Raw genomic sequence first — 17,817 nt, 5'->3', positions numbered from 1 at the left:
CTTTGATGGGAAAGAGAACTGGCTTTTAGCCCTCGACGCCGAGCTTCTCCAGAATGAGTTCACGGACACGGCCCGCGTCAGCCTGGCCACGGGTGGCCTTCATGACGCCGCCAACAATTGCGCCAATGGCCTGGACCTTGCCGCCACGGATCTTCTCTGCGACATCCGGCTGTGCGGCAAGCGCGGCGTCGATGGCCTCCAGCAGGGGCCCGTCGTCGGATACAACTGCGAGGCCGCGCTTCTCAACGATTTCAGCCGGAGTGCCTTCGCCGGCGAGTACGCCGTCCAAGACCTGGGTTGCCATCTTGTTGTTGATCTTGCCGTCTTCAACCAGCTTGTTTAGCTCAACGATGACCTGCGGGGTGACACCGAGTTCGGAAGGATCGACGTCGGCAACCTTGGCGCGGCCAACAATCTCACCCATCCACCACTTACGGGCAACGTCAGCGGAGGCACCGGCTGCGATGGTCTCTTCGATGGAGTCCATGACGCCGGCGTTCACCACATCACGGAATTCCAGATCCGAGTAGCCCCATGCTTCCTTGAGGCGCTTGCGGCGCTCGGCCGGCGGTTCGGGGAGGGTGGCGCGGAGTTCTTCCACCCACTCGCGGGAGGCGACGACGGGAACCAGGTCCGGCTCCGGGAAGTAGCGGTAGTCGTCAGCATCAGACTTGGGCCGGCCCGACGTCGTCGAACGCGTGTCCTCGTGCCAGTGACGCGTCTCCTGGATAACCGGCTCGCCGGAATCCAGAACGGCGGCATGCCGCTGGATTTCGTAACGAACAGCGTGCTCCACGGCGCGCAGGGAGTTCACGTTCTTGGTCTCCGAACGGATACCGAAGCGCTCACGTCCGTGCGGTCGCAGGGAAACGTTGGCATCGCAACGGACGTTGCCGCGTTCCATCTTGGCGTCGGAAACGCCCAGGTTCTTCACGATCTCGCGGACTGCTGCGACGTATGCCTTGGCCAGCTCGGGTGCACGGCTGCCGGCGCCTTCGATCGGCTTGGTGACGATTTCCACCAGGGGAACGCCGGAACGGTTGTAATCCACCAACGAGTAGTCGGCACCTTGGATACGGCCCGCCGCGCCACCCATGTGGGTCAACTTGCCGGCGTCTTCTTCCATGTGGGCGCGCTCGATCTCCACACGGAACACCGTCCCGTCCTCCAGCTCAATGTCGAGGTAACCGTCATAGGCGATCGGCTCGTCGTACTGGGAGGTCTGGAAGTTCTTGGGGGTGTCCGGGTAGAAGTAGTTCTTCCGGGCGAAGCGGCAGGTCTCGGCGATCTTGCAGTTCAGGGCAAGGCCGATCTTGATGGAGGACTCCACTGCGGTCTTGTTTACCACGGGCAAGACGCCGGGCATGCCCAGGTCAACCTCGTTGACGTTGGTGTTCGGTTCATCACCGAAGACGTTGGGAGCGGAGGAGAACATTTTGGTCTTGGTGTTGAGCTCCACGTGGACCTCGAACCCCAGGACGGGATCGTACTTCTCCATGGCCTCTTCGAAGCTCAGGGTTGCGTCGACGGACATTAGTTGGAACCTCCGGCGGTGTTGGATACTGCACCGAGCACAGCAGTTTTCAGCTCAGGCGCCTGCGAAAGCATCGGACCGCCCCACTTCTCTTCAAGCATGGATTCGAGGACCGCACCCACGCGGTACAGGCGGGCATCCTTGCGAGCAGGAGCCAGCAGCTGGATACCAACAGGCAGGCCGTCTTCGTCGGCCAGGCCACCCGGCAGAGACAGGCCCGGAATGCCGGCGAGGTTGGCCGGGATCGTGGCGACGTCGTTCAGGTACATCGCCAGCGGATCGTCCAGCTTCTCCCCCAACTTGAACGCCGTGGTGGGCGCGGTCGGGGAAATCAGAACATCAGCCTTCGCGAAGGCGGCGTCGAAGTCACGCTGGATCAGCGTACGGACCTTCTGTGCCGAGCCGTAGTAAGCGTCGTAGTAGCCGGCGCTCAACGCGTAAGTGCCCAGGATGATGCGTCGCTTCACTTCGTCACCGAAGCCCGCGGCACGGGTAGCACCCATAACTCGCTCGATGGTCATGGGCCCGTCCTTGGGCAGGACGCGCAAGCCGAAGCGGACGCCGTCGAACTTTGCCAGGTTGCTGGACACCTCGGACGGCATGATCAGGTAGTAAGCGCCCAAGGCGTACTTCAGGTTGGGGCAGGAAACTTCAACGATTTCGGCGCCGGCATCCTTCAGCAGCTCAAGGGACTCGTTGAAACGGTTCTCGACGCCAGCCTGGTAGCCCTCGCCGTGAAGTTCCTTGACGATGCCAATCTTCATGCCCGCCACGTTGCCGACGCGGGCGGCTGCAACAAGATCGTTGAAAGGATCCGTCAGCGACGTGGAGTCGAACGGATCGTGGCCGCCGATGACTTCCTGCAGCAGTGCGGAGTCCAACACCGTACGGGAGACAGGGCCGATCTGGTCCAGTGACGACGCCATGGCAATGGCACCGTAACGGGACACAGCACCGTAGGTGGGCTTCACGCCCACGGTTCCAGTGACGGCGCCGGGCTGGCGGATGGAGCCACCGGTGTCCGTGCCGAGGGCCAGCGGCGCTTCGAAAGCGGCGACGGCGGCAGCGGAGCCACCACCCGAACCACCAGGAATACGGTCCAAATCCCACGGGTTGCGGGTGGGGCCGTAGGCCGAGTGCTCCGTGGAGGAACCCATGGCGAACTCATCCAGGTTGGTTTTACCCAGGATCGGCATCTTGGCCGCGCGCAGCTTCTTCACCACGGTGGCGTCGTACGGGCTGTGCCAGCCCTCAAGGATCTTCGAACCAGCCGTCGTCGGTTGCCCGATGGTGACAATGAGGTCCTTCACCGCGATCGGCACACCGGCGAGGGCATGCAGCTCATCAGCAGCGGAACCGCCGGCGGCGCGGGCAGCATCGACCTCGGCCGCGACGGCCAAAGCCTCTTGGCCATTAACGTGCAGGAACGCGTTAACCTGACCGTCGACGTCGGCAATACGGTCAAGGTGCGCCTGCGTGACCTCGACGGCGGTAACCTCGCGGGCAGTCAACTTGGCAGCGAGATCGGCAGCGGAATGGCGGATGAGTTCGTTCTTCAGCTCAGTCATAATGATTAGTCCTCATCCAGGATTGCCGGGACCTTGAAACGGTTCTCGTAAGCATCCGGTGCGCCGGAAAGCGCCTGCTCAGCCGTAAACGTGTGACCCACAACGTCCTCCCGGAACACATTGGTCAACGGAATCGGGTGCGACGTCGCCGGGACGTCCTCCCCCGCAGCTTCGCTCACGCTCTTGACCGAATCCACGATGACAGCAAGCTCAACAGCCATCCTGTCCAGTTCTTCGGCACTCATTTCAATGTGAGCCAGACGCGCAAGATGCGCGACGTCGTCACGGTTGATCGCAGCCATGGATCTCCCCTGCAAAGTTCAAATGGTTTTCCGAACCAGTCTACTTGGGTTGGGTGTGCCGGTCAGACGAAGGGGTGGTGCCCCAACTTTTTGATTCTTCATCACGTTTGAGCCCTCAGGTGCACTCCTAGATATATGTTCATGCCCGAATTTGTCATTTCGATCGATTTTTTGGGGTGCGGGGCAACGTTTTGGAGGCAGCTGTTGTGGTGTACGACATTGATACCGCCAGGGCGCTGGCCGTGGTAACCGCGGCAAAGCAACGCCACTGGCGGGCTGGGGCCAGCGCAGGCCAGGCTTCGGCAGGTCTGTGATGAGGTCAGCGGGGCTCTCCGTGAGGGCCCGGTTTATGTGGCCCTCCAGCTTTACGGCGACACCGTGCTGATGCCTGGCCTGCAGGCCTTGGCGCAACGAACGGCCAATATTTTTGGTGGTGCACAGGCTGCTATTGCCGCCTATGTTGCCGGTGATGAGCAGATGGCCACCACGTCCTTGGCGCAGACCAAAAGTTTGGACGGCTGGCCCGGCGCGGGTTTGCGGGTGGAACGGTTCCGTCCGGTGCCGGTGCGTTAGGGGGCCGGGCCATGTATGAGATTGATGTGTCGGTGTTGGACGGGTAGCCGGATCCTGGGGCGTTGGAGGAAGCAGCGGTTCCGTTGTTGGAGCAGGCGCAGGGCATTGTGAATGTGGTTCAGGCTGCGGCGTCGGAGTGGTCGGGCTTGGTGGATGCCTATCGGGCTCCGGAGGCGGCGGAGCTGGTGGCTGCGTTCGGGACCCCGACCCGGGTGAGTGAGGGGCTCCGGGCGGGGTTGGCTACCGTGTTTCGGGCGTTGATGGGGTATGCGGATTCGGTGCGGGAGTTGAATCGGCGTCGGGGTGTGCTGTTGGAGGAGATCGAGGATTTCCGTAGGCGAACGCGGCTGCGCCTCGGCGAAGTGGTGCCTTTTGATGGTGTTCCGGAAACGCCGTCCTTAGGAAGCAGCCATGGGAAGCCGGTGGCGCTGGAGCTCGCAGAGTTGAGGCAGAGGGTGTCTTCACTGGCGGCTGAGCATGAGCAGGCTGAGCAAGATTGCGCCAGGCTGATTTGCGCTGTGCGTCCGGTTGATGTGTCGGTGCCGGTGTATTACGACGGCGGAACGGTGACGGATTTCGCGGTGGAGCGGACCCGTTCGCGGTTGAAGGACTTGGAAAGTGCTGAAGTCGCCGGTGCTACGGGGGCGTTGGAAATGCTGGAGTTGTTGGGCACTCTCACGCCGGGCCAGTTGCTTGATTACGGGATGGCCGAGTCCGATTTCCTGCGGTCGGGGTTTTCTTGTCCCCCGACGGTGGGCCAGGTAAAGGACTGGTGGGCGGGGTTGTCCTCAGAGCAGCAGGCCGCGTTGCTGGTCGCCGCGCCGGGGGTGATCGGGAACCTCAACGGGGTGCCGTTCAAGGCCCGGGCGAAAGCGAACCGGGTGAATCTTGATGCCGTGTTCAAGGACCCCCGGACCAGCGCGGTAGACAGGGCCGCGCTGCAGGTGATCTACGAGGCGCTCGAGCCCCGCAAGGGAAACGATGAAGATCCCGCGGCGCCGCGAAGCATGGTCTCTTTCACCCCGGACGAGAACGGCAAGCCACTCGTGGCGGTTGCGATCGGGGATCTGGACACGGCCACCAACGTGACGTGGAACGTCCCCGGCATGAAAACCACAGTGGCGGACGGGCTGGAATCCTGGACGAAATCAGCACAGGACCTATATGGGGGGCAGGAGCGTGCCCTCGAAATACAGGACGACCACCCGGGCGTGGCTGTTGTGTCGTGGGTTGGCTATGACAGCCCGGAAGAACCGCCCAGTGCCGAGGTGTTGTCGACCGAACTGGCCAAGGCCGGCGGTGCCAAACTGGCCGCTGCGTTGGATGGCTTCACCGAAACCCGGGCGAGTGAATCTGTCGATGTCAGCCCGCCGAGCTTGAACGTGGTGGCCCACTCCTACGGGACCACCACGGCCTCGTACGCGCTGAAAGCACTCAAGCATGCGGTGGCGACGGCGACGTTCTTCGGGTCTGCAGGTATTGAGTGGCGGGAGATCGGCTCGGCCGCTGACCTGCACGTGGCCAAAGACCCGGCCGGGAAACCCGAGGTGTATGTGACCGCGGCCAGCGAGGACCGGGTGGCCCCGTTGGGGATCGTCGGCAGTGGGCTGAGAGGCCGGGAAGGTCGGTGGGATCCAGCCGATGACTGGTTTGGGGGAAAGAACTTCTCCTCAGAGGGCGGCTACGACCCCGACACGGGCACGGTTTACAAGAGAACGGCAGGCCACGACGCCAAAGGCTGGGCGGCCGACGGTAGCGGCGACACCGTCTTCGCCGCCACGACCGGTCACGGCTACCTGGATCCGAGGACCGAGTCCGGTCACAACATTGCCCTCACCTCAACCGGGCGCGGCCATCTGATCAAGGAACTGATCCCGCTCCGCCACGAAGAGAAGCCCGGCTACGGCGGCATGAGCTTCCCCACCGGGCCCCTGATCGAACGCGATCTCACCCCGGAAGAACTCGCCGAGGAGCAGAGCAGATGACGACGACAAAACCCAATCGCAAAACGTGGTTGTCATGGATATTGACGGGGTGCTTGGTGATGACGGGATGCGGCATGAACTCAGCGAATGATGGTCAGCACGGCGAGCCAGGACCCGGCGAGCGAAGCGCCGAAGAGGTGTCCACAGAGTTCATGGATGCCATGGATGACACAGTCAAGCAGTCGGGCACAACATGGCCCGGGTGGGACCGTAACGACACTGCGGATTATGTGTCAGAACCTTGCGGGGTGCACGCACGTGCCGACGGCCGGCAGTATCAGCGCCAGATAAAGGGCGGGCCCATTGACGATCCGCAGGCAGCCGTGGACAGGATGCAAGCCCACTGGGAGTCCAAGGGCTACAAGATTGAGAATATCTTTGACAACAGGGGCCCGGATACTACCCGGTATTGAAATCATTGCCTCGGCTCCTAGAGGCGTCGTGCTGATCTTCACACCAACGAAGAGCGTTAGCTTCATTATGGTGATGGGTGAATGCACTTTGGACCCGGCTGCTCGAAAGAAGACCACCTAGGTGGCTACCTCATTCTCACCTCGACCACGTGGTCGGGGGCGTCAGCTCGGCAGCACGGCGAGCCAGGACCCGGTGAGCGCAGCGCCGAGGCGGTGTTCACGCCAAATCGCGGGTCCGCCGCACAATACGCCGTTGCTGAACGGCGAATTGAAGGCGAACCCGCGAACTCGACACCTGAAGCGGTGGCTCGTTAGCCGATGCCGATGGCTCCAGTCAGTACTCCGACTGCCAGCATGACCACCGAGATCACGGCCGTGCGCCAGAGGACCTTCTTGTGGTGGTCACCCAGATCGACCTTGGCGAGTGAAACCAGCAGGAGGATGGCCGGCACCAGGGGGCTCTGCAGGTGGAAGGGCTGCCCGGTGATGGAGGCGCGGGCCATGTCCACTGCATCCACGCCGTAGTGTGCGGCGGTTTCGGAAAGGACCGGCAGGACCCCGAAGTAGAAGGCGTCGTTGCTCATGAAGAACGTCATCGGGATGCTCAAAAGGCCGGTGATGACTGCCATGAACGGGCCCATTTCGGCGGGAATGATCTGGACGAGCCACTCTGACATTGCCTTGACCATGCCGGTGCCGTTGAGGACACCGGTGAGGACTGCGGCGGCCATGACCATGCTGACGACCGCGACGATGGACGGTGCGTGGGCGATCAACTGGGCGCCCTGGTCCTTGACCTTGGGGAAGTTGACCAGCAGGGCGATCGCGGAGCCCACCATGAACACGAACGGCAGCGGGACGATGTTGGCCACTAGGACCACCATGACGGCGACGGTCAGGCCAAGGTTGAACCAGAACAGCTTGGGACGCAGCGTAGTGCGGTTGGGGTCCAGGGCAGTGTCTGCCATGGCGGTGTCGTGATCGTCCACCAGCGTGGCCGGGTCTTCAAGAACCGCGACGCCGGAACCTCCGCCGGTTCCCGGCTTGCCGGCAGTTGTGGAGACGGAGTTGCGGCCGAAGCCGAAGCGGCCAGCACCGGAGCCTGAACCCGAACCCGCGGCAACCAAACCGCCGCCGCGGCCCGCGCCGCCGTCGAACGCTTCCGAAGGATCGGCGACGTCGCCCCAGATCTCCGGAGCGGTGGTGCGGAGACGGTTGCGTTCCTGCAGGCCGAGCAACCATGCGAACACCAGAACCACCAGGAGCCCAACGATGAGCGAGGGGACCATGGGCACGAAGACGTCGTTGACATCGAGCTTGAGCGCGGTTGCTGCGCGGGCTGTGGGACCACCCCACGGAAGGATGTTCATGGTGCCGTTCGCAAGGCCGGCCACGCAAGTCAGGACCACTGGGCTCATTTTAAGCCGCAGGTACACCGGGAGCATGGCGGCCGTGGTGAGGATGAAGGTGGTGGAGCCGTCGCCGTCCAGGGAGACTGCGGCCGCCAGGATGGCGGTGCCGAGGACCACTTTGGCGGGGTCGTTGCCCAGCTTGCGCAGGATGAACTTCACCAGGGGGTCGAACAGTCCGACGTCGATCATCAGGCCGAAGTAGATGATGGCGAACATGAGGAGCGCGGCCGTGGACGTCATGGACTTCATGGAGTCCATCACCATGTCGCCGATGCCGAGGCCCGCCCCGGCGAAGAGGCCGAAGACGGTGGGGACGATGATCAGCGCCAGTACTGGCGTCAATTTTTTGGTCATGATCAGGACCATGAATACCGCAATCATTGCGAATCCAAGCAAAACCAGCACGGCCGGCTCCTTACTACTGTGAATGGCGCCACGTCGGTGTGATGCGCACTACAGACAATATGGTGGCCTCCGTCACGGGCAGGGGTTTCGGGGAATTGTTGGGAGTACTGCTCGTTGCGAACGTTTTGCGCATTATGCTCAGTGATTCAATGGTTCAGGAGGAAAGGAGCAAAGGTGCCGCGCAATAGCCGGGTCAGCATGCGTTTCTCCACCCAAACCCTTCTCCTTCAGCTGGGGGTTGTGCTGTTGGTGGTCCTGCTCAGCGGGACTGTCCATGCGTGGCTGGTGTACGAACGCATCGGCGCCGAAGCTGAAAACCAGGCACTAACCCTCGCCAGGACGGTCGCCGCAGATCCCGACATCAGGTCCGGCGTGCAAACCATCAGCAAGGAGGAGGGAACCCCTCCCCCGGATGTCCTCGCGTCCGGTCCCCTGCAGGCTGCGGCCGAGGCTGTGCGGTTGCGGACCGGGGCCTTGTTCGTGGTGATCACGGACGAAACCGGCCTGCGCCTGGCACACCCTGAGACGGCACGGCTGGGCGAACGCGTCAGCACAGACCCTTCAGTGGCACTGGGCGGGCAAGAAATCACTACCCGCAACACAGGAACGTTGGGGCCCTCGGCCGGTGCAAAGGTGCCGGTGTACGCGCCTGGAAGTTCTGAGACGATTGTGGGCGAAGTCAGCGTGGGCTACTCGGTTGAGTCGCTCAGCAACAGCCTTGCCCGGGACATCGTGCCCATCGCACTCACCGCTGGCGGCGCCCTGATTGCCGGCGTCCTGGCGTCCTTCCTGCTCCGGCGCAGGCTACAACGGCTCACGCTCGGTTTGGAACCGGAGGAAATCAGCAGCTTGGTCCACGACCAAGTGGCAGTGCTCCAGGGCGTTGATGATGGCGTGATCGGGATATCCGCGGACGGACGCATCTCCGTATTCAATGCCGCCGCCGCACGGCTCCTGGACATGCCCGATGCCACTGGCCAGGATTGGGCTTCCGCCACGGTTCCTCAACAGCTCAAAAAGCTCACCCAACCGGCAGCCCGGGACGCCGAAGCCGTCGAAATCGTGGCCGGCGCACGCGTTCTTGTGGCCAGCGCCCGCAAAGCCTGGCATCGGCAGGAGGACCTGGGGTGGGTGGTCATGCTGCGGGATCGTACGGAATTGCAGCAACTGACCCGCCAGCTCGACGCCGTGGGGACCATGTCCACGGCCCTGCGCGCCCAACGCCACGAGTTCGCCAACCAACTTCACACCATTGCCGGTTTCATGAGCATCGGCCAGCACGAAGCCGCCAAGGAGTACCTGGCCCGGATCTCAGCCACTGGTCCGCTGAAGTTCCCCGTAGAGCAGGCTGAACTGCTCCAGGACGCGTATCTTCAGGCCTTCGTTGGTGCGAAAGGCGTGGAGGCTTCGGAACGCGGAGTGGCCCTCCGCATCGGTCCCGAAACACTGGTCCGTGGGCACGTGGCCGATCCGCAAGACGTCACCACCGTGCTCGGCAACCTGATCGACAACGCGGTGAGTGCCGCCGTCGCCGGCTCTTCAGCGGAACGTTGGGTGGAAGTCGAACTCCTGGACGATGTCGCCGAAAACGGTGGGACCCTGCACCTCCTGGTGGGCGATTCCGGTGACGGTTTGGGGAGCCTGGAACCGGAAGAGGTTTTCGCCGAAGGATTTACGACGTCGGAACAACCGGTACGCTCGGGGGCTGGACAAGGTTTGGGGCTGGCGCTGGTGCGGCAGCTGGCGCGGCGGCGTGGCGGCGATGTCCGCGTCTTGGAGCCCGGCGGCCACGGCGGTCCGGGGGCGGTGTTCATGGCGACCATCCCCGGCGTCATGGATTCAGCGGAGCATGCGGGCACAGCGGCCGACTCAACGTTGAGGAAGGACAGCAATGGCTGAGGATTTACGGGTGTTGATCGTGGACGATGATTTCCACGTGGCAAGGCTCCATGCCGCCTATGTGGATTCTGTGGCAGGATTCATGGCCTTGGCGCCGGCGGGATCTGTTTCACAGGCCCTGCAAGCGATCCACAGCCTCCGCCCGGACCTGGTGCTGCTGGACGTGTATCTGCCGGACGGCTCTGGTTTGGACCTGTTGGGGCAGTTGGACGTCGATGCCATCATGCTGACTGCTGCCTCTGATGCGCAGTCCATCAAGGTTGCCCTGCGCCGCGGCGCGCTGGGATACATGCTCAAGCCCTTCACCGCGGAGTCCCTGTCCCAACAGCTCAGGTCCTATGCCAGGTACCGGCGGATTCTGGGCCAACAGGCCGCCGTGGACCAGATCACCATTGAACGCGCCAAACGGTCTTTGATCCCCGGCGACGTCGCACCGGCCGCGAAACCCCGTTCGGCAACCGAGGCGGCCGTCCTGGAATCGTTGCTTCCCGGCGAGCAGTATTCAGCTGCCGAGGTGGCAGAACGGGTTGGCGTTTCCCGGGCCACGGCGCAAAGGTACCTGTCCTCGCTGGCGGACGATGGCGCCGTCGAGATCCAACTGCGCTACGGAAGCACAGGCCGCCCGGAACACCGCTACGGCGTCCCCGGCTAACCCAAGTAGGTCGCATTTGTGCGCGTTTTGAGGGATCAAACGCGCACAAATGCGACTCAGTTGGGTGCGCTAGGCGGACTTTTGTGCCACGAGCTCGATTTCCACCAGCATTTCGGGATCGAGGAACGGCAGCACGTGCACCAAGGCGAGCGTCGGGCGGATCTCACCAAAGACCTCACCGTGTGCGCGGCCGGCATCCTCCCACTTGCTGATGTCCGTCAGGTACAACTTGGACTGCACAACGTCCTCGTAGGAGAAGCCGGCGTCTTCCAGGACAGCACCGAGCTTCTCAAGGATGTACTTGGTCTGGGAGTAGAAGTCATTTCCCACAATTCCCTCCGGCCCGGAAGCTGCCGTGGCGGAGATGAAAAGAGTGTTGTCCACCTGGACTGCACGGGAGTAGCCAAGGGTCTGTTCCCAGACCGAGCCCGTGCCGAATGTCTTGCGCATGCCGCGCCTTTCCTGTCGTTTCGCCCGGTCCGGTGACCGGCGTTTACGAAGGAAACTTTATGACTGCGGGAGGTCCAGCCGGTAAACGAACAGCTTTATGTCGGTGCCGGGGACAAACCAGTCACGGTGCCGGGCACGGTCAAAGCCTGTCCTCGCATAGAGGGCGTTGGCGCTTTCCCACGTGGCGCCGGTGGTCAAAGATACGGCTTTAATTCCGTCCATGGCCTTGGCTTGGTCGACGACGGCCTGCACCAAGGCGCGGCCCGCACCTGAGCGCTGGACTGCCGGATCCACTACGAGGGTACGGAGTTCCAGTTCGTCCTCGAGGCCGATGTCCGAAAAGCCGCCGCCTGCCGGTGCCGCAGTTACCGAGCCGATGACCTCGCCGTTGCGCTCAGCCACCAGGATCTCTGCGTGTTCCGCGCGTCCTGCCACGTCCTGGAGCTTCTGCAGGTACGGGTGATCGGCGTCGCCGTAGTACCCCGCGGTGACGTAAGACTCCTGCGTAATGCGGGCAACGGCGTCGTAGTCTTCGGGCAGGGCGGGACGGACGGTAATCGGCGAAAGCACCTACCAATGGTAGTGGTGCTTCACGCACCAACGGCGCCAAATGCCCCTTTCCGTGATGGAACTATCAGTCATGGCGTGAAGGCACGACGCCGGATGGCCGGGTTGCGATGCGCCAGCCACTGGCCGTCGGGCTGCTTTCGTGTTGCCTCCCGTGGCGTCGAATTGAGCTGCGTTGCGCGCGGTGAACCCCGGTTTCGTGCTGTTGCGCAGACATGTCGGGCTGCTGGCGGAGGTCTTTGTACGCGTGCTTAAGTTGCCACACCGCCAGCCAAACGTCCCGACCCCAAGGAGCAACCATGACCCCGCCAGACCGCCAACTCCACCTGAACGCGTTCCTGATGAGCACCGGACATCACGAAGCATCATGGCGTCTACCTGAAAGCGATCCCCTTGCCCCTACCAAGGTGGAGCATTATCAGCACCTCGCCCGCACAGCCGAGCGAGGAAAGCTGGACTCCATCTTCTTCGCAGACTCCCCTGTCCTGTTCGGTGAAGTGGGCCGGCGCCCTGCCGGAAAGTTGGAGCCTACGGTGCTGCTGACGGCCCTCGCCGCAGCGACCCAAAAGATAGGCCTGATCGCCACCGCATCCACTACGTACAACGATCCCTTCAATCTTGCCCGCCGCTTCGCGTCCGTTGATTGGGTCAGCGGAGGCCGTGCAGGCTGGAACGTCGTAACCACCGCCGGGCCAGATGCCGCGCGGAACTTCGGCGTGGACGACCAGCCGGCACACGCTGTCCGGTATGAACGGGCTGCCGAATTCATTGACGTTGCCCAAAAGCTGTGGGATAGCTGGGAAGACGACGCCATCCTGGCTGACAAAGCCGAGGGCGTGTGGGGTGACGACACCAAGATCCGCACGGTGGACCACGAAGGGAAGCATTTCCGGGTCCGTGGTCCGCTGAACGTTCCCCGCTCCCCACAGGGCCATCCACTGATTGTGCAGGCTGGATCATCCGAGAATGGCAAAAACCTGGCCGCACAGTACGCAGAAGCCGTCTTCACGGCGCACCAGACCCTGGCCGACGCGCAGGCTTTCTACGCAGACCTGAAGTCGCGCACCGCAGCCGTGGGTCGTGATCCGGAGGGCATCAAGATCCTGCCCGGGATCGTCCCTGTGATCGGCTCCACCGAGGCTGAAGCCCTCAAACTGGAGCGTGAACTGGATCAGCTCATCAAACCCGAGTATGCCCGTGAGCAGCTGGCCAAGACTCTCCGTTTGTCCCCCGAGGACCTTCCCTTGGACCGCCAACTGCCTGCCGACCTGCCCTCAGAGGACGAGATCGAAGGAGCCAAGAGCCGCTACACGCTGATTGTGGAGCTGGCCAGGCGTGAACAGCTCACGGTCCGGCAGTTGATCGGACGACTGGGTGGCGGGCGAGGTCACCGGACCTTCTCCGGGACTCCGGAGCAGGTTGCCGATGCCATTCAGGACTGGTTCTTCGCAGGGGCAGCGGACGGCTTCAACATCATGCCGCCGGTGCTTCCTTCCGGCTTGGAGATCTTCGTGGACCATGTGGTGCCGATCCTTCAGCAGCGCGGCCTGTTCCGCACCGAATACACAGCGTCCACCCTGCGTGGGCACTACGGACTGGCTCGTCCTGAGAACCGCTACGCCGGTTCGGCGGAACAGCAGCTCACGTCCATCGGATCGGCGTTCTGAGCCTGCAACTTTAAGTGATCATCGCCCGTCTGATCATCGCTTGCCGCTTCAACGCTTCGGCCAGCTCCAAAGCGGGCCTTCCAGCGCGCCCAAGCCCTTGATCCTGGTTTCGCCCAGGTCCTTGTAGAGCTCATGCTCATGGGCTGCACCGCTATCACGCAGTGCCTTGAGCAAGGCATCGGAGTGGGTCACCACAATCATCTGGCTGTTGGCACTGGCCTGGACAATCAGTCCGGCCAGTGCCGGCATAAGGTCCACATGGAGGCTGGTCTCGGGCTCGTTCAGGACCATGAGCTCTGGTGGCCGTGGCGTCAGTAATGCCGCGGCGAGCAGGAGGAAGCGCAGGGTACCGTCCGAGAGTTCAGCAGCTTTCATGGGGCGCAGCATGCCGGGCTGACGGAGTTCCACGCTGAACCGACCATCGCTAACGGCGATTTCCAAGCGGCTTCCGGGAAAAGCATGATCGACGGCGGCATCCAGCTGCCGCTCGAAACCCACCTCCCGCAGTGTCTGCAGTGCGGCCGCGAGATCCTTGCCGCTGTGATGAAGCACGGGGGTGCGCGTTCCCAGCTGCGCCTGACGAGCGGGGGCCTCGGCGTCTGTGCGGAAATGGTCGTAGAACCGCCATGAGCGGACCGAGTCCCGAACCCGCAGAACTTCCGGTGCCCGGTCCTGGTCCGAGACCTCCGTCAGCATGCTCTGGAAAGTGTCCAACCTCCGTGAAAGCTCAGTCCAATCGCCGTCCGGTCCGCGCAGCTTGGCGAGGCTCCCCTTGCGGTCCACCAACAACGATCCCGGCCGCGCCACGGGGCCGGAGAAGATCTGTTCCCGTTTGATTTCAGGATCCAGACTGAACGCTGAGGGGCGCGAACGGCCGGTCTCCTGGTCAAAACCGGCCCCGCTGGATGCTGGCATGCCAAGATCCACCAAGTAACCGAAGTCATCACCGGAGTAGCCCAATTTCAGGTTCACGGACTCCCGGCGGACCGTTCCCTGGACGGGGACTTCACCACGCCGCATGGCCTCGCTGATTGACTCAGGCCCGGCCCAGAGCGTCGAGGCCAACCCGCCATCCCGGGCCAAGGAGCCCACCACGTTTCCGGAATCTCCGCCGGCACACTCGGCCAACAGCCGAAGCGCCCGGTAGAGGGAGGACTTTCCACTGCCGTTGGCCCCTGTCACTATGTCCAGGCCATGCAGCTCCATGGCGAGGTCCCGGATGGAACGGTAGTTGGCGATGGCCAGTGTGGTGATCACTGGCGGTCACAAAGGGAACTTGCCGGATAGTTCAAGGGCCCCGGCGCACATCCATGATGCCAAGCGGTCTTCCGCGCTGGGGCCACCATCAAGTGGGCTTTCCAATCGCGGCCGCCGAACCCAGCAACCTGCTTCTTCCGCAATGAGGGCCCCGGCAGCGAAGTCGTGCTCGTTGAGGCCGCGTTCCCCGTAGGCATCAAAGGTACCGTCGGCCACGAGGCAGAGGTCCAAGGCTGCCGACCCGAGACGCCGGACATCGGCAAAACCATCCATGAGCCCGGCGAGGCCTTCCGATTGGCTGGCCCGTGTGGCGGGGTCGTAACTGAAGCCTGTGGCCAAAATGAGCCCTGTGCGCCCGGGGACAGGACCGGCAAGAGGCGTCGCCTCTCCCCCGGCCTCCATCCAGGCGCCGAGCCCGCGGGCTGCGAAGTAGATGCGGCCCAGCGCCGGTGCGTGAACGACGCCGGCCTGCCAGACGCCGTCGGAATCCGCCACCGCTACGGAGGTGGCGTAGTAGACGATGTTGCGGATGAAGTTGGTGGTGCCGTCCAGGGGATCAATGGACCAGCGGTACCCGGAGGGTTGCTCCGGCCGGGTAGTGCCATGTTCCTCCCCAGTGATGGTGTCGTGCGGCCGCTCGGCAATAATCGCCTCGCGCACCGCGTTCTCCGCCGCGACATCGAAGGCCGTGACCCAGTCCCCGGCTTCACCCTTGTTAGTGGTCTCCAAACCGTCACCACCCGTACCAGTGGCCGACCGCTGCGCAAGCACAGCAGCTCCGGCTGCCGCAGCACGTTTGGCCACAGCAAGCAGCTCCTTGGCGTCCGTCATTCTGAAGCCGCTTCCGCTGATGCTTCATCCGCAGGGGTTGCTTCCGATCCAGTTTCCGCCTGTGCCGGACCCTTGGCCAGGAGCTCGCGGAAGCCGTCCTCGTCCAGCACCGGGACGCCGAGTTGCTCCGCCTTGTCCAGCTTGGTGCCGGCGCTTTCACCGGCCACCAAATAGCTGGTGTTCTTGGAGACAGATCCGGAGGCCTTGCCGCCACGGATGATGATGGCTTCCTTGGCTTCGTCGCGGCTGAAGTTGGGCAGCGTACCGGTGACCACCACAGTCAGCCCTTCAAGGGTCCGCGGCATCGAGGTGTCGCGTTCGTCCTCCATCCGCACCCCGGCAGCGGCCCAGCTGTCCACGATCTCGTTGTGCCAGTCCACGGCGAACCATTCCTTGAGCGCCACCGCAATGGTGGGGCCTACGCCATCAACATGAGCCATTTGCTCTTCCGTGGCGTTGCGGATGGCGTCCATGCTGCCAAACGCGGTGGCAAGGGCGCGTGATGCCGTGGGCCCAACATGCCTGATGGAGAGCGCCACCAGAACGCGCCACAGAGGCTGCTTCTTCGCCTTCTCCAGCTCCACGAACAGCTTCTCCGTGGTTGCCGTTGGTTTGGACGGAGACTTGGCCGTTCCCTTGGTGTAGAAGTACGGGACGAGCTCGTAGTCGCCCGTGCCCACACCCTTGGAACGCTTTTCCCTACGGATTTTGACCTCTGCCAGGTCCTCGCGGGTCAGGCTGAAAAGGCCTGCCTCACTGGTGAGGGGCGGTGTTTCCGGTTCTGCCGGTTGCGTCAGGGCGATGGCTGCTTCCCAGCCAAGGGCTTCGATGTCGAACGCCCCACGGCCCGCGAGGTGGAACACCCGCTCCCGCAGCTGAGAGGGGCAGGACTTGGCATTGGGGCAACGGATATCCACGTCGCCTTCCTTCGACGGCGCCAGCGGCGTCCCACAGGACGGACATTCGGTGGGCATCACAAATTCGCGCACCGGTGGATCCTGCTTCTCACGCAGCGCCAGCACGGGTCCAACGATCTCCGGAATGACGTCTCCTGCCTTGCGGAGAATCACGATGTCGCCGATCATGACGCCCTTGGCCTTAACCACGTCCTGATTGTGCAAGGTGGCCATGCCAACTGTGGAACCGGCAACTTTCACCGGCTCCATCAGGCCAAAGGGAGTTACCCGCCCGGTGCGGCCCACATTGACTGCAATATCCAGGAGTTTGGTGTGGACCTCCTCTGGCGGGTACTTGTAGGCAGCAGCCCATCTGGGAACCCGGGAGGTGTAACCAAGTGCCCGCTGGGTGGCGAAGTCGTCAATCTTGACCACGATGCCATCGATCTCGTGCAGGAGCTTGTGCCGGCGTTCACCGTAGTCGGCAATGTATTTCAGGACGTCCTCGAACGTATCCAGCACCTTGAGGTACGGGCTGACAGGGAGCCCCCACTCCTCGAGGAGCTTGTAGGTGTCGGATTGGCTCTTGGCCTCCAGCCCTTCGCGGGCTCCGATGCCGTGGACGAACATGCTGAGGGGGCGTTTGGCGGTCTCTGCGGGGTCCTTTTGGCGAAGTGAACCAGCGGCAGCGTTACGGGGGTTCGCAAGCGGTGCCTTACCGGCCGCGACCAGCGTTTCGTTGAACGCCACAAACGCTTTGGACGGGATGAACACCTCGCCACGGATTTCCACTTCCGAGGGGTATCCCGATCCACTGAGCTGCCGTGGGATCTCCTTGATGGTGAGGACGTTATGCGTGATGTCTTCGCCCGTGGTGCCGTCGCCGCGCGTTGCGGCGCGGACCAGTTTGCCGTCCCGGTACAGCAGATTTACGGCAAGGCCATCGATCTTCAGCTCAGTCAGCCACGCGATGGGCGGGACGGAATCGCCTAGCTTGGCAACGGAAGCTTCGGCCTTCCGGACCCACGCCTCCAGCTCGTCCAAGGAGAAGACGTCGTCAAGGCTGTACATCCGCTGCAGGTGCTCCACTGCCGCGAAAGCAGACGACACTTCGCCGCCAACCTCCTGCGTGGGCGAGTCATTGGAGACAAGCTCCGGATGAAGTGCTTCCAGTTCCTCCAACCGGCGGTAGAGTTCATCGAACTCGGCGTCGGAAACCGTGGGCGCGTCTTCCTGGTAGTAGGCGTAACGGTACTTACGGACGAGGTCCGCTAATTCCTCGTACTCATCGCGCAGGGTCTCCGATGGCGGAGTCCCCTCCTCTGCGACGATCGCCGCGGCGGCTTGCTGGCTTGTGGTCTCTACCGGATCCGGATTCTCTGGTGTGCTCACAGGTCTATCTTGCC

The 17,817-nt window shown here is 63.1% G+C and carries 15 protein-coding genes; 6 read left to right on the top strand and 9 right to left on the bottom strand.

Annotated elements, in window-relative coordinates; genetic code table 11:
- Window positions 1-25 precede the first annotated feature (25 nt).
- The 3 genes from gatB to gatC are packed head-to-tail and all read right to left on the bottom strand — an operon-like array spanning window position 26 to window position 3,404.
- Window positions 26-1,534 carry an Asp-tRNA(Asn)/Glu-tRNA(Gln) amidotransferase subunit GatB gene (gene gatB / locus LDN70_RS06975; protein WP_091323187.1) on the bottom strand — a complete coding sequence of 503 codons (1,509 nt, stop codon included), beginning with the start codon at window positions 1,532-1,534 and terminating at the stop codon, window positions 26-28.
- The gene (gene gatA, locus LDN70_RS06970; RefSeq protein WP_166843044.1) at window positions 1,534-3,102 is read right to left on the bottom strand and encodes an Asp-tRNA(Asn)/Glu-tRNA(Gln) amidotransferase subunit GatA; all 1,569 of its coding nucleotides are present in this window, start codon (window positions 3,100-3,102) and stop codon (window positions 1,534-1,536) included. Before gatA ends, gatB begins: the two co-directional genes overlap by 1 nt.
- Before the next feature lie 5 nt (window positions 3,103-3,107).
- Complete coding sequence (gatC, locus tag LDN70_RS06965; RefSeq protein ID WP_017199363.1) at window positions 3,108-3,404, bottom strand: Asp-tRNA(Asn)/Glu-tRNA(Gln) amidotransferase subunit GatC; 297 nt, start codon at window positions 3,402-3,404, stop codon at window positions 3,108-3,110.
- Window positions 3,405-3,755: 351 nt separating this feature from the next.
- Here gatC and LDN70_RS06960 point away from each other — a divergent pair, with 351 nt between their 5' ends.
- From LDN70_RS06960 to LDN70_RS06950, 3 genes are all read left to right on the top strand, one after another.
- The gene (locus tag LDN70_RS06960) at window positions 3,756-3,977 is read left to right on the top strand and encodes a DUF6507 family protein (RefSeq protein WP_286198876.1); all 222 of its coding nucleotides are present in this window, start codon (window positions 3,756-3,758) and stop codon (window positions 3,975-3,977) included.
- Window positions 3,978-4,039: 62 nt separating this feature from the next.
- Complete coding sequence (locus LDN70_RS06955; RefSeq protein WP_223942142.1) at window positions 4,040-5,962, top strand: alpha/beta hydrolase; 1,923 nt, start codon at window positions 4,040-4,042, stop codon at window positions 5,960-5,962.
- 74 nt (window positions 5,963-6,036) lie between these two features.
- Complete coding sequence (locus tag LDN70_RS06950) at window positions 6,037-6,375, top strand: hypothetical protein (RefSeq protein ID WP_223942141.1); 339 nt, start codon at window positions 6,037-6,039, stop codon at window positions 6,373-6,375.
- Window positions 6,376-6,686: 311 nt separating this feature from the next.
- On the opposite strand, the gene LDN70_RS06945 is transcribed toward LDN70_RS06950, so the two are convergent.
- The gene (locus LDN70_RS06945; RefSeq protein WP_223942140.1) at window positions 6,687-8,192 is read right to left on the bottom strand and encodes a CitMHS family transporter; all 1,506 of its coding nucleotides are present in this window, start codon (window positions 8,190-8,192) and stop codon (window positions 6,687-6,689) included.
- Window positions 8,193-8,390: 198 nt separating this feature from the next.
- On the opposite strand from LDN70_RS06945, the gene LDN70_RS06940 reads away from it, so the two are divergent.
- Complete coding sequence (locus tag LDN70_RS06940) at window positions 8,391-10,091, top strand: sensor histidine kinase (protein WP_223942610.1); 1,701 nt, start codon at window positions 8,391-8,393, stop codon at window positions 10,089-10,091.
- Window positions 10,084-10,743 carry a response regulator gene (locus LDN70_RS06935; RefSeq protein ID WP_142939764.1) on the top strand — a complete coding sequence of 220 codons (660 nt, stop codon included), beginning with the start codon at window positions 10,084-10,086 and terminating at the stop codon, window positions 10,741-10,743. Before LDN70_RS06940 ends, LDN70_RS06935 begins: the two co-directional genes overlap by 8 nt.
- Window positions 10,744-10,812: 69 nt before the next feature.
- On the opposite strand, the gene LDN70_RS06930 is transcribed toward LDN70_RS06935, so the two are convergent.
- Both LDN70_RS06930 and LDN70_RS06925 read right to left on the bottom strand, forming a co-directional pair.
- A complete protein-coding gene (locus LDN70_RS06930) occupies window positions 10,813-11,193 on the bottom strand; it encodes a RidA family protein (protein WP_024820219.1) in 381 nt (126 codons plus the stop codon).
- 57 nt (window positions 11,194-11,250) lie between these two features.
- Window positions 11,251-11,763 (bottom strand): GNAT family N-acetyltransferase, encoded by a 513-nt coding sequence (locus LDN70_RS06925; RefSeq protein ID WP_223942139.1) that lies wholly within the window; start codon window positions 11,761-11,763, stop codon window positions 11,251-11,253.
- Between the two features lie 296 nt (window positions 11,764-12,059).
- Between LDN70_RS06925 and LDN70_RS06920 the strand changes: the two genes are divergently transcribed.
- Entirely contained in the window at window positions 12,060-13,427 is a 1,368-nt protein-coding gene (locus tag LDN70_RS06920; RefSeq protein ID WP_166843041.1) for an LLM class flavin-dependent oxidoreductase, read from the top strand.
- 48 nt (window positions 13,428-13,475) lie between these two features.
- Here LDN70_RS06920 and LDN70_RS06915 read toward each other — a convergent pair whose 3' ends face one another.
- From LDN70_RS06915 to ligA, 3 genes are read right to left on the bottom strand one after another with little or no spacing between them, the layout of a single operon-like run.
- Entirely contained in the window at window positions 13,476-14,684 is a 1,209-nt protein-coding gene (locus tag LDN70_RS06915; RefSeq protein ID WP_223942138.1) for an AAA family ATPase, read from the bottom strand.
- A 6-nt stretch (window positions 14,685-14,690) separates the two neighbouring features.
- A complete protein-coding gene (locus LDN70_RS06910) occupies window positions 14,691-15,515 on the bottom strand; it encodes an inositol monophosphatase family protein (RefSeq protein ID WP_142939768.1) in 825 nt (274 codons plus the stop codon).
- The gene (ligA, locus tag LDN70_RS06905; RefSeq protein ID WP_223942137.1) at window positions 15,512-17,803 is read right to left on the bottom strand and encodes an NAD-dependent DNA ligase LigA; all 2,292 of its coding nucleotides are present in this window, start codon (window positions 17,801-17,803) and stop codon (window positions 15,512-15,514) included. The genes LDN70_RS06910 and ligA overlap by 4 nt, the downstream gene beginning before the upstream one ends.
- Between the last annotated feature and the right edge of the window lie 14 nt (window positions 17,804-17,817).

Source organism: Arthrobacter sp. StoSoilB22 (assembly GCF_019977315.1).
In the GTDB taxonomy this organism is placed as follows: Bacteria; Actinomycetota; Actinomycetes; order Actinomycetales; family Micrococcaceae; genus Arthrobacter.
Note: the sequence above shows the minus strand (reverse complement) of the source record. Positions and strands in the feature narration are given on the sequence as shown.

What these genes read in the sequence shown, in the direction of transcription:
- gatA (WP_166843044.1), bottom strand. Translation starts at nt 3,102, where the DNA reads ATGACTGAGCTGAAGAACGAACTCATCCGCCATTCCGCTGCCGATCTC.
- LDN70_RS06950 (WP_223942141.1), top strand. Translation starts at nt 6,037, where the DNA reads ATGAACTCAGCGAATGATGGTCAGCACGGCGAGCCAGGACCCGGCGAG.
- gatC (WP_017199363.1), bottom strand. Translation starts at nt 3,404, where the DNA reads ATGGCTGCGATCAACCGTGACGACGTCGCGCATCTTGCGCGTCTGGCT.
- LDN70_RS06935 (WP_142939764.1), top strand. Translation starts at nt 10,084, where the DNA reads ATGGCTGAGGATTTACGGGTGTTGATCGTGGACGATGATTTCCACGTG.
- LDN70_RS06920 (WP_166843041.1), top strand. Translation starts at nt 12,060, where the DNA reads ATGACCCCGCCAGACCGCCAACTCCACCTGAACGCGTTCCTGATGAGC.
- LDN70_RS06940 (WP_223942610.1), top strand. Translation starts at nt 8,391, where the DNA reads ATGCGTTTCTCCACCCAAACCCTTCTCCTTCAGCTGGGGGTTGTGCTG.
- LDN70_RS06910 (WP_142939768.1), bottom strand. Translation starts at nt 15,515, where the DNA reads ATGACGGACGCCAAGGAGCTGCTTGCTGTGGCCAAACGTGCTGCGGCA.
- LDN70_RS06930 (WP_024820219.1), bottom strand. Translation starts at nt 11,193, where the DNA reads ATGCGCAAGACATTCGGCACGGGCTCGGTCTGGGAACAGACCCTTGGC.
- gatB (WP_091323187.1), bottom strand. Translation starts at nt 1,534, where the DNA reads ATGTCCGTCGACGCAACCCTGAGCTTCGAAGAGGCCATGGAGAAGTAC.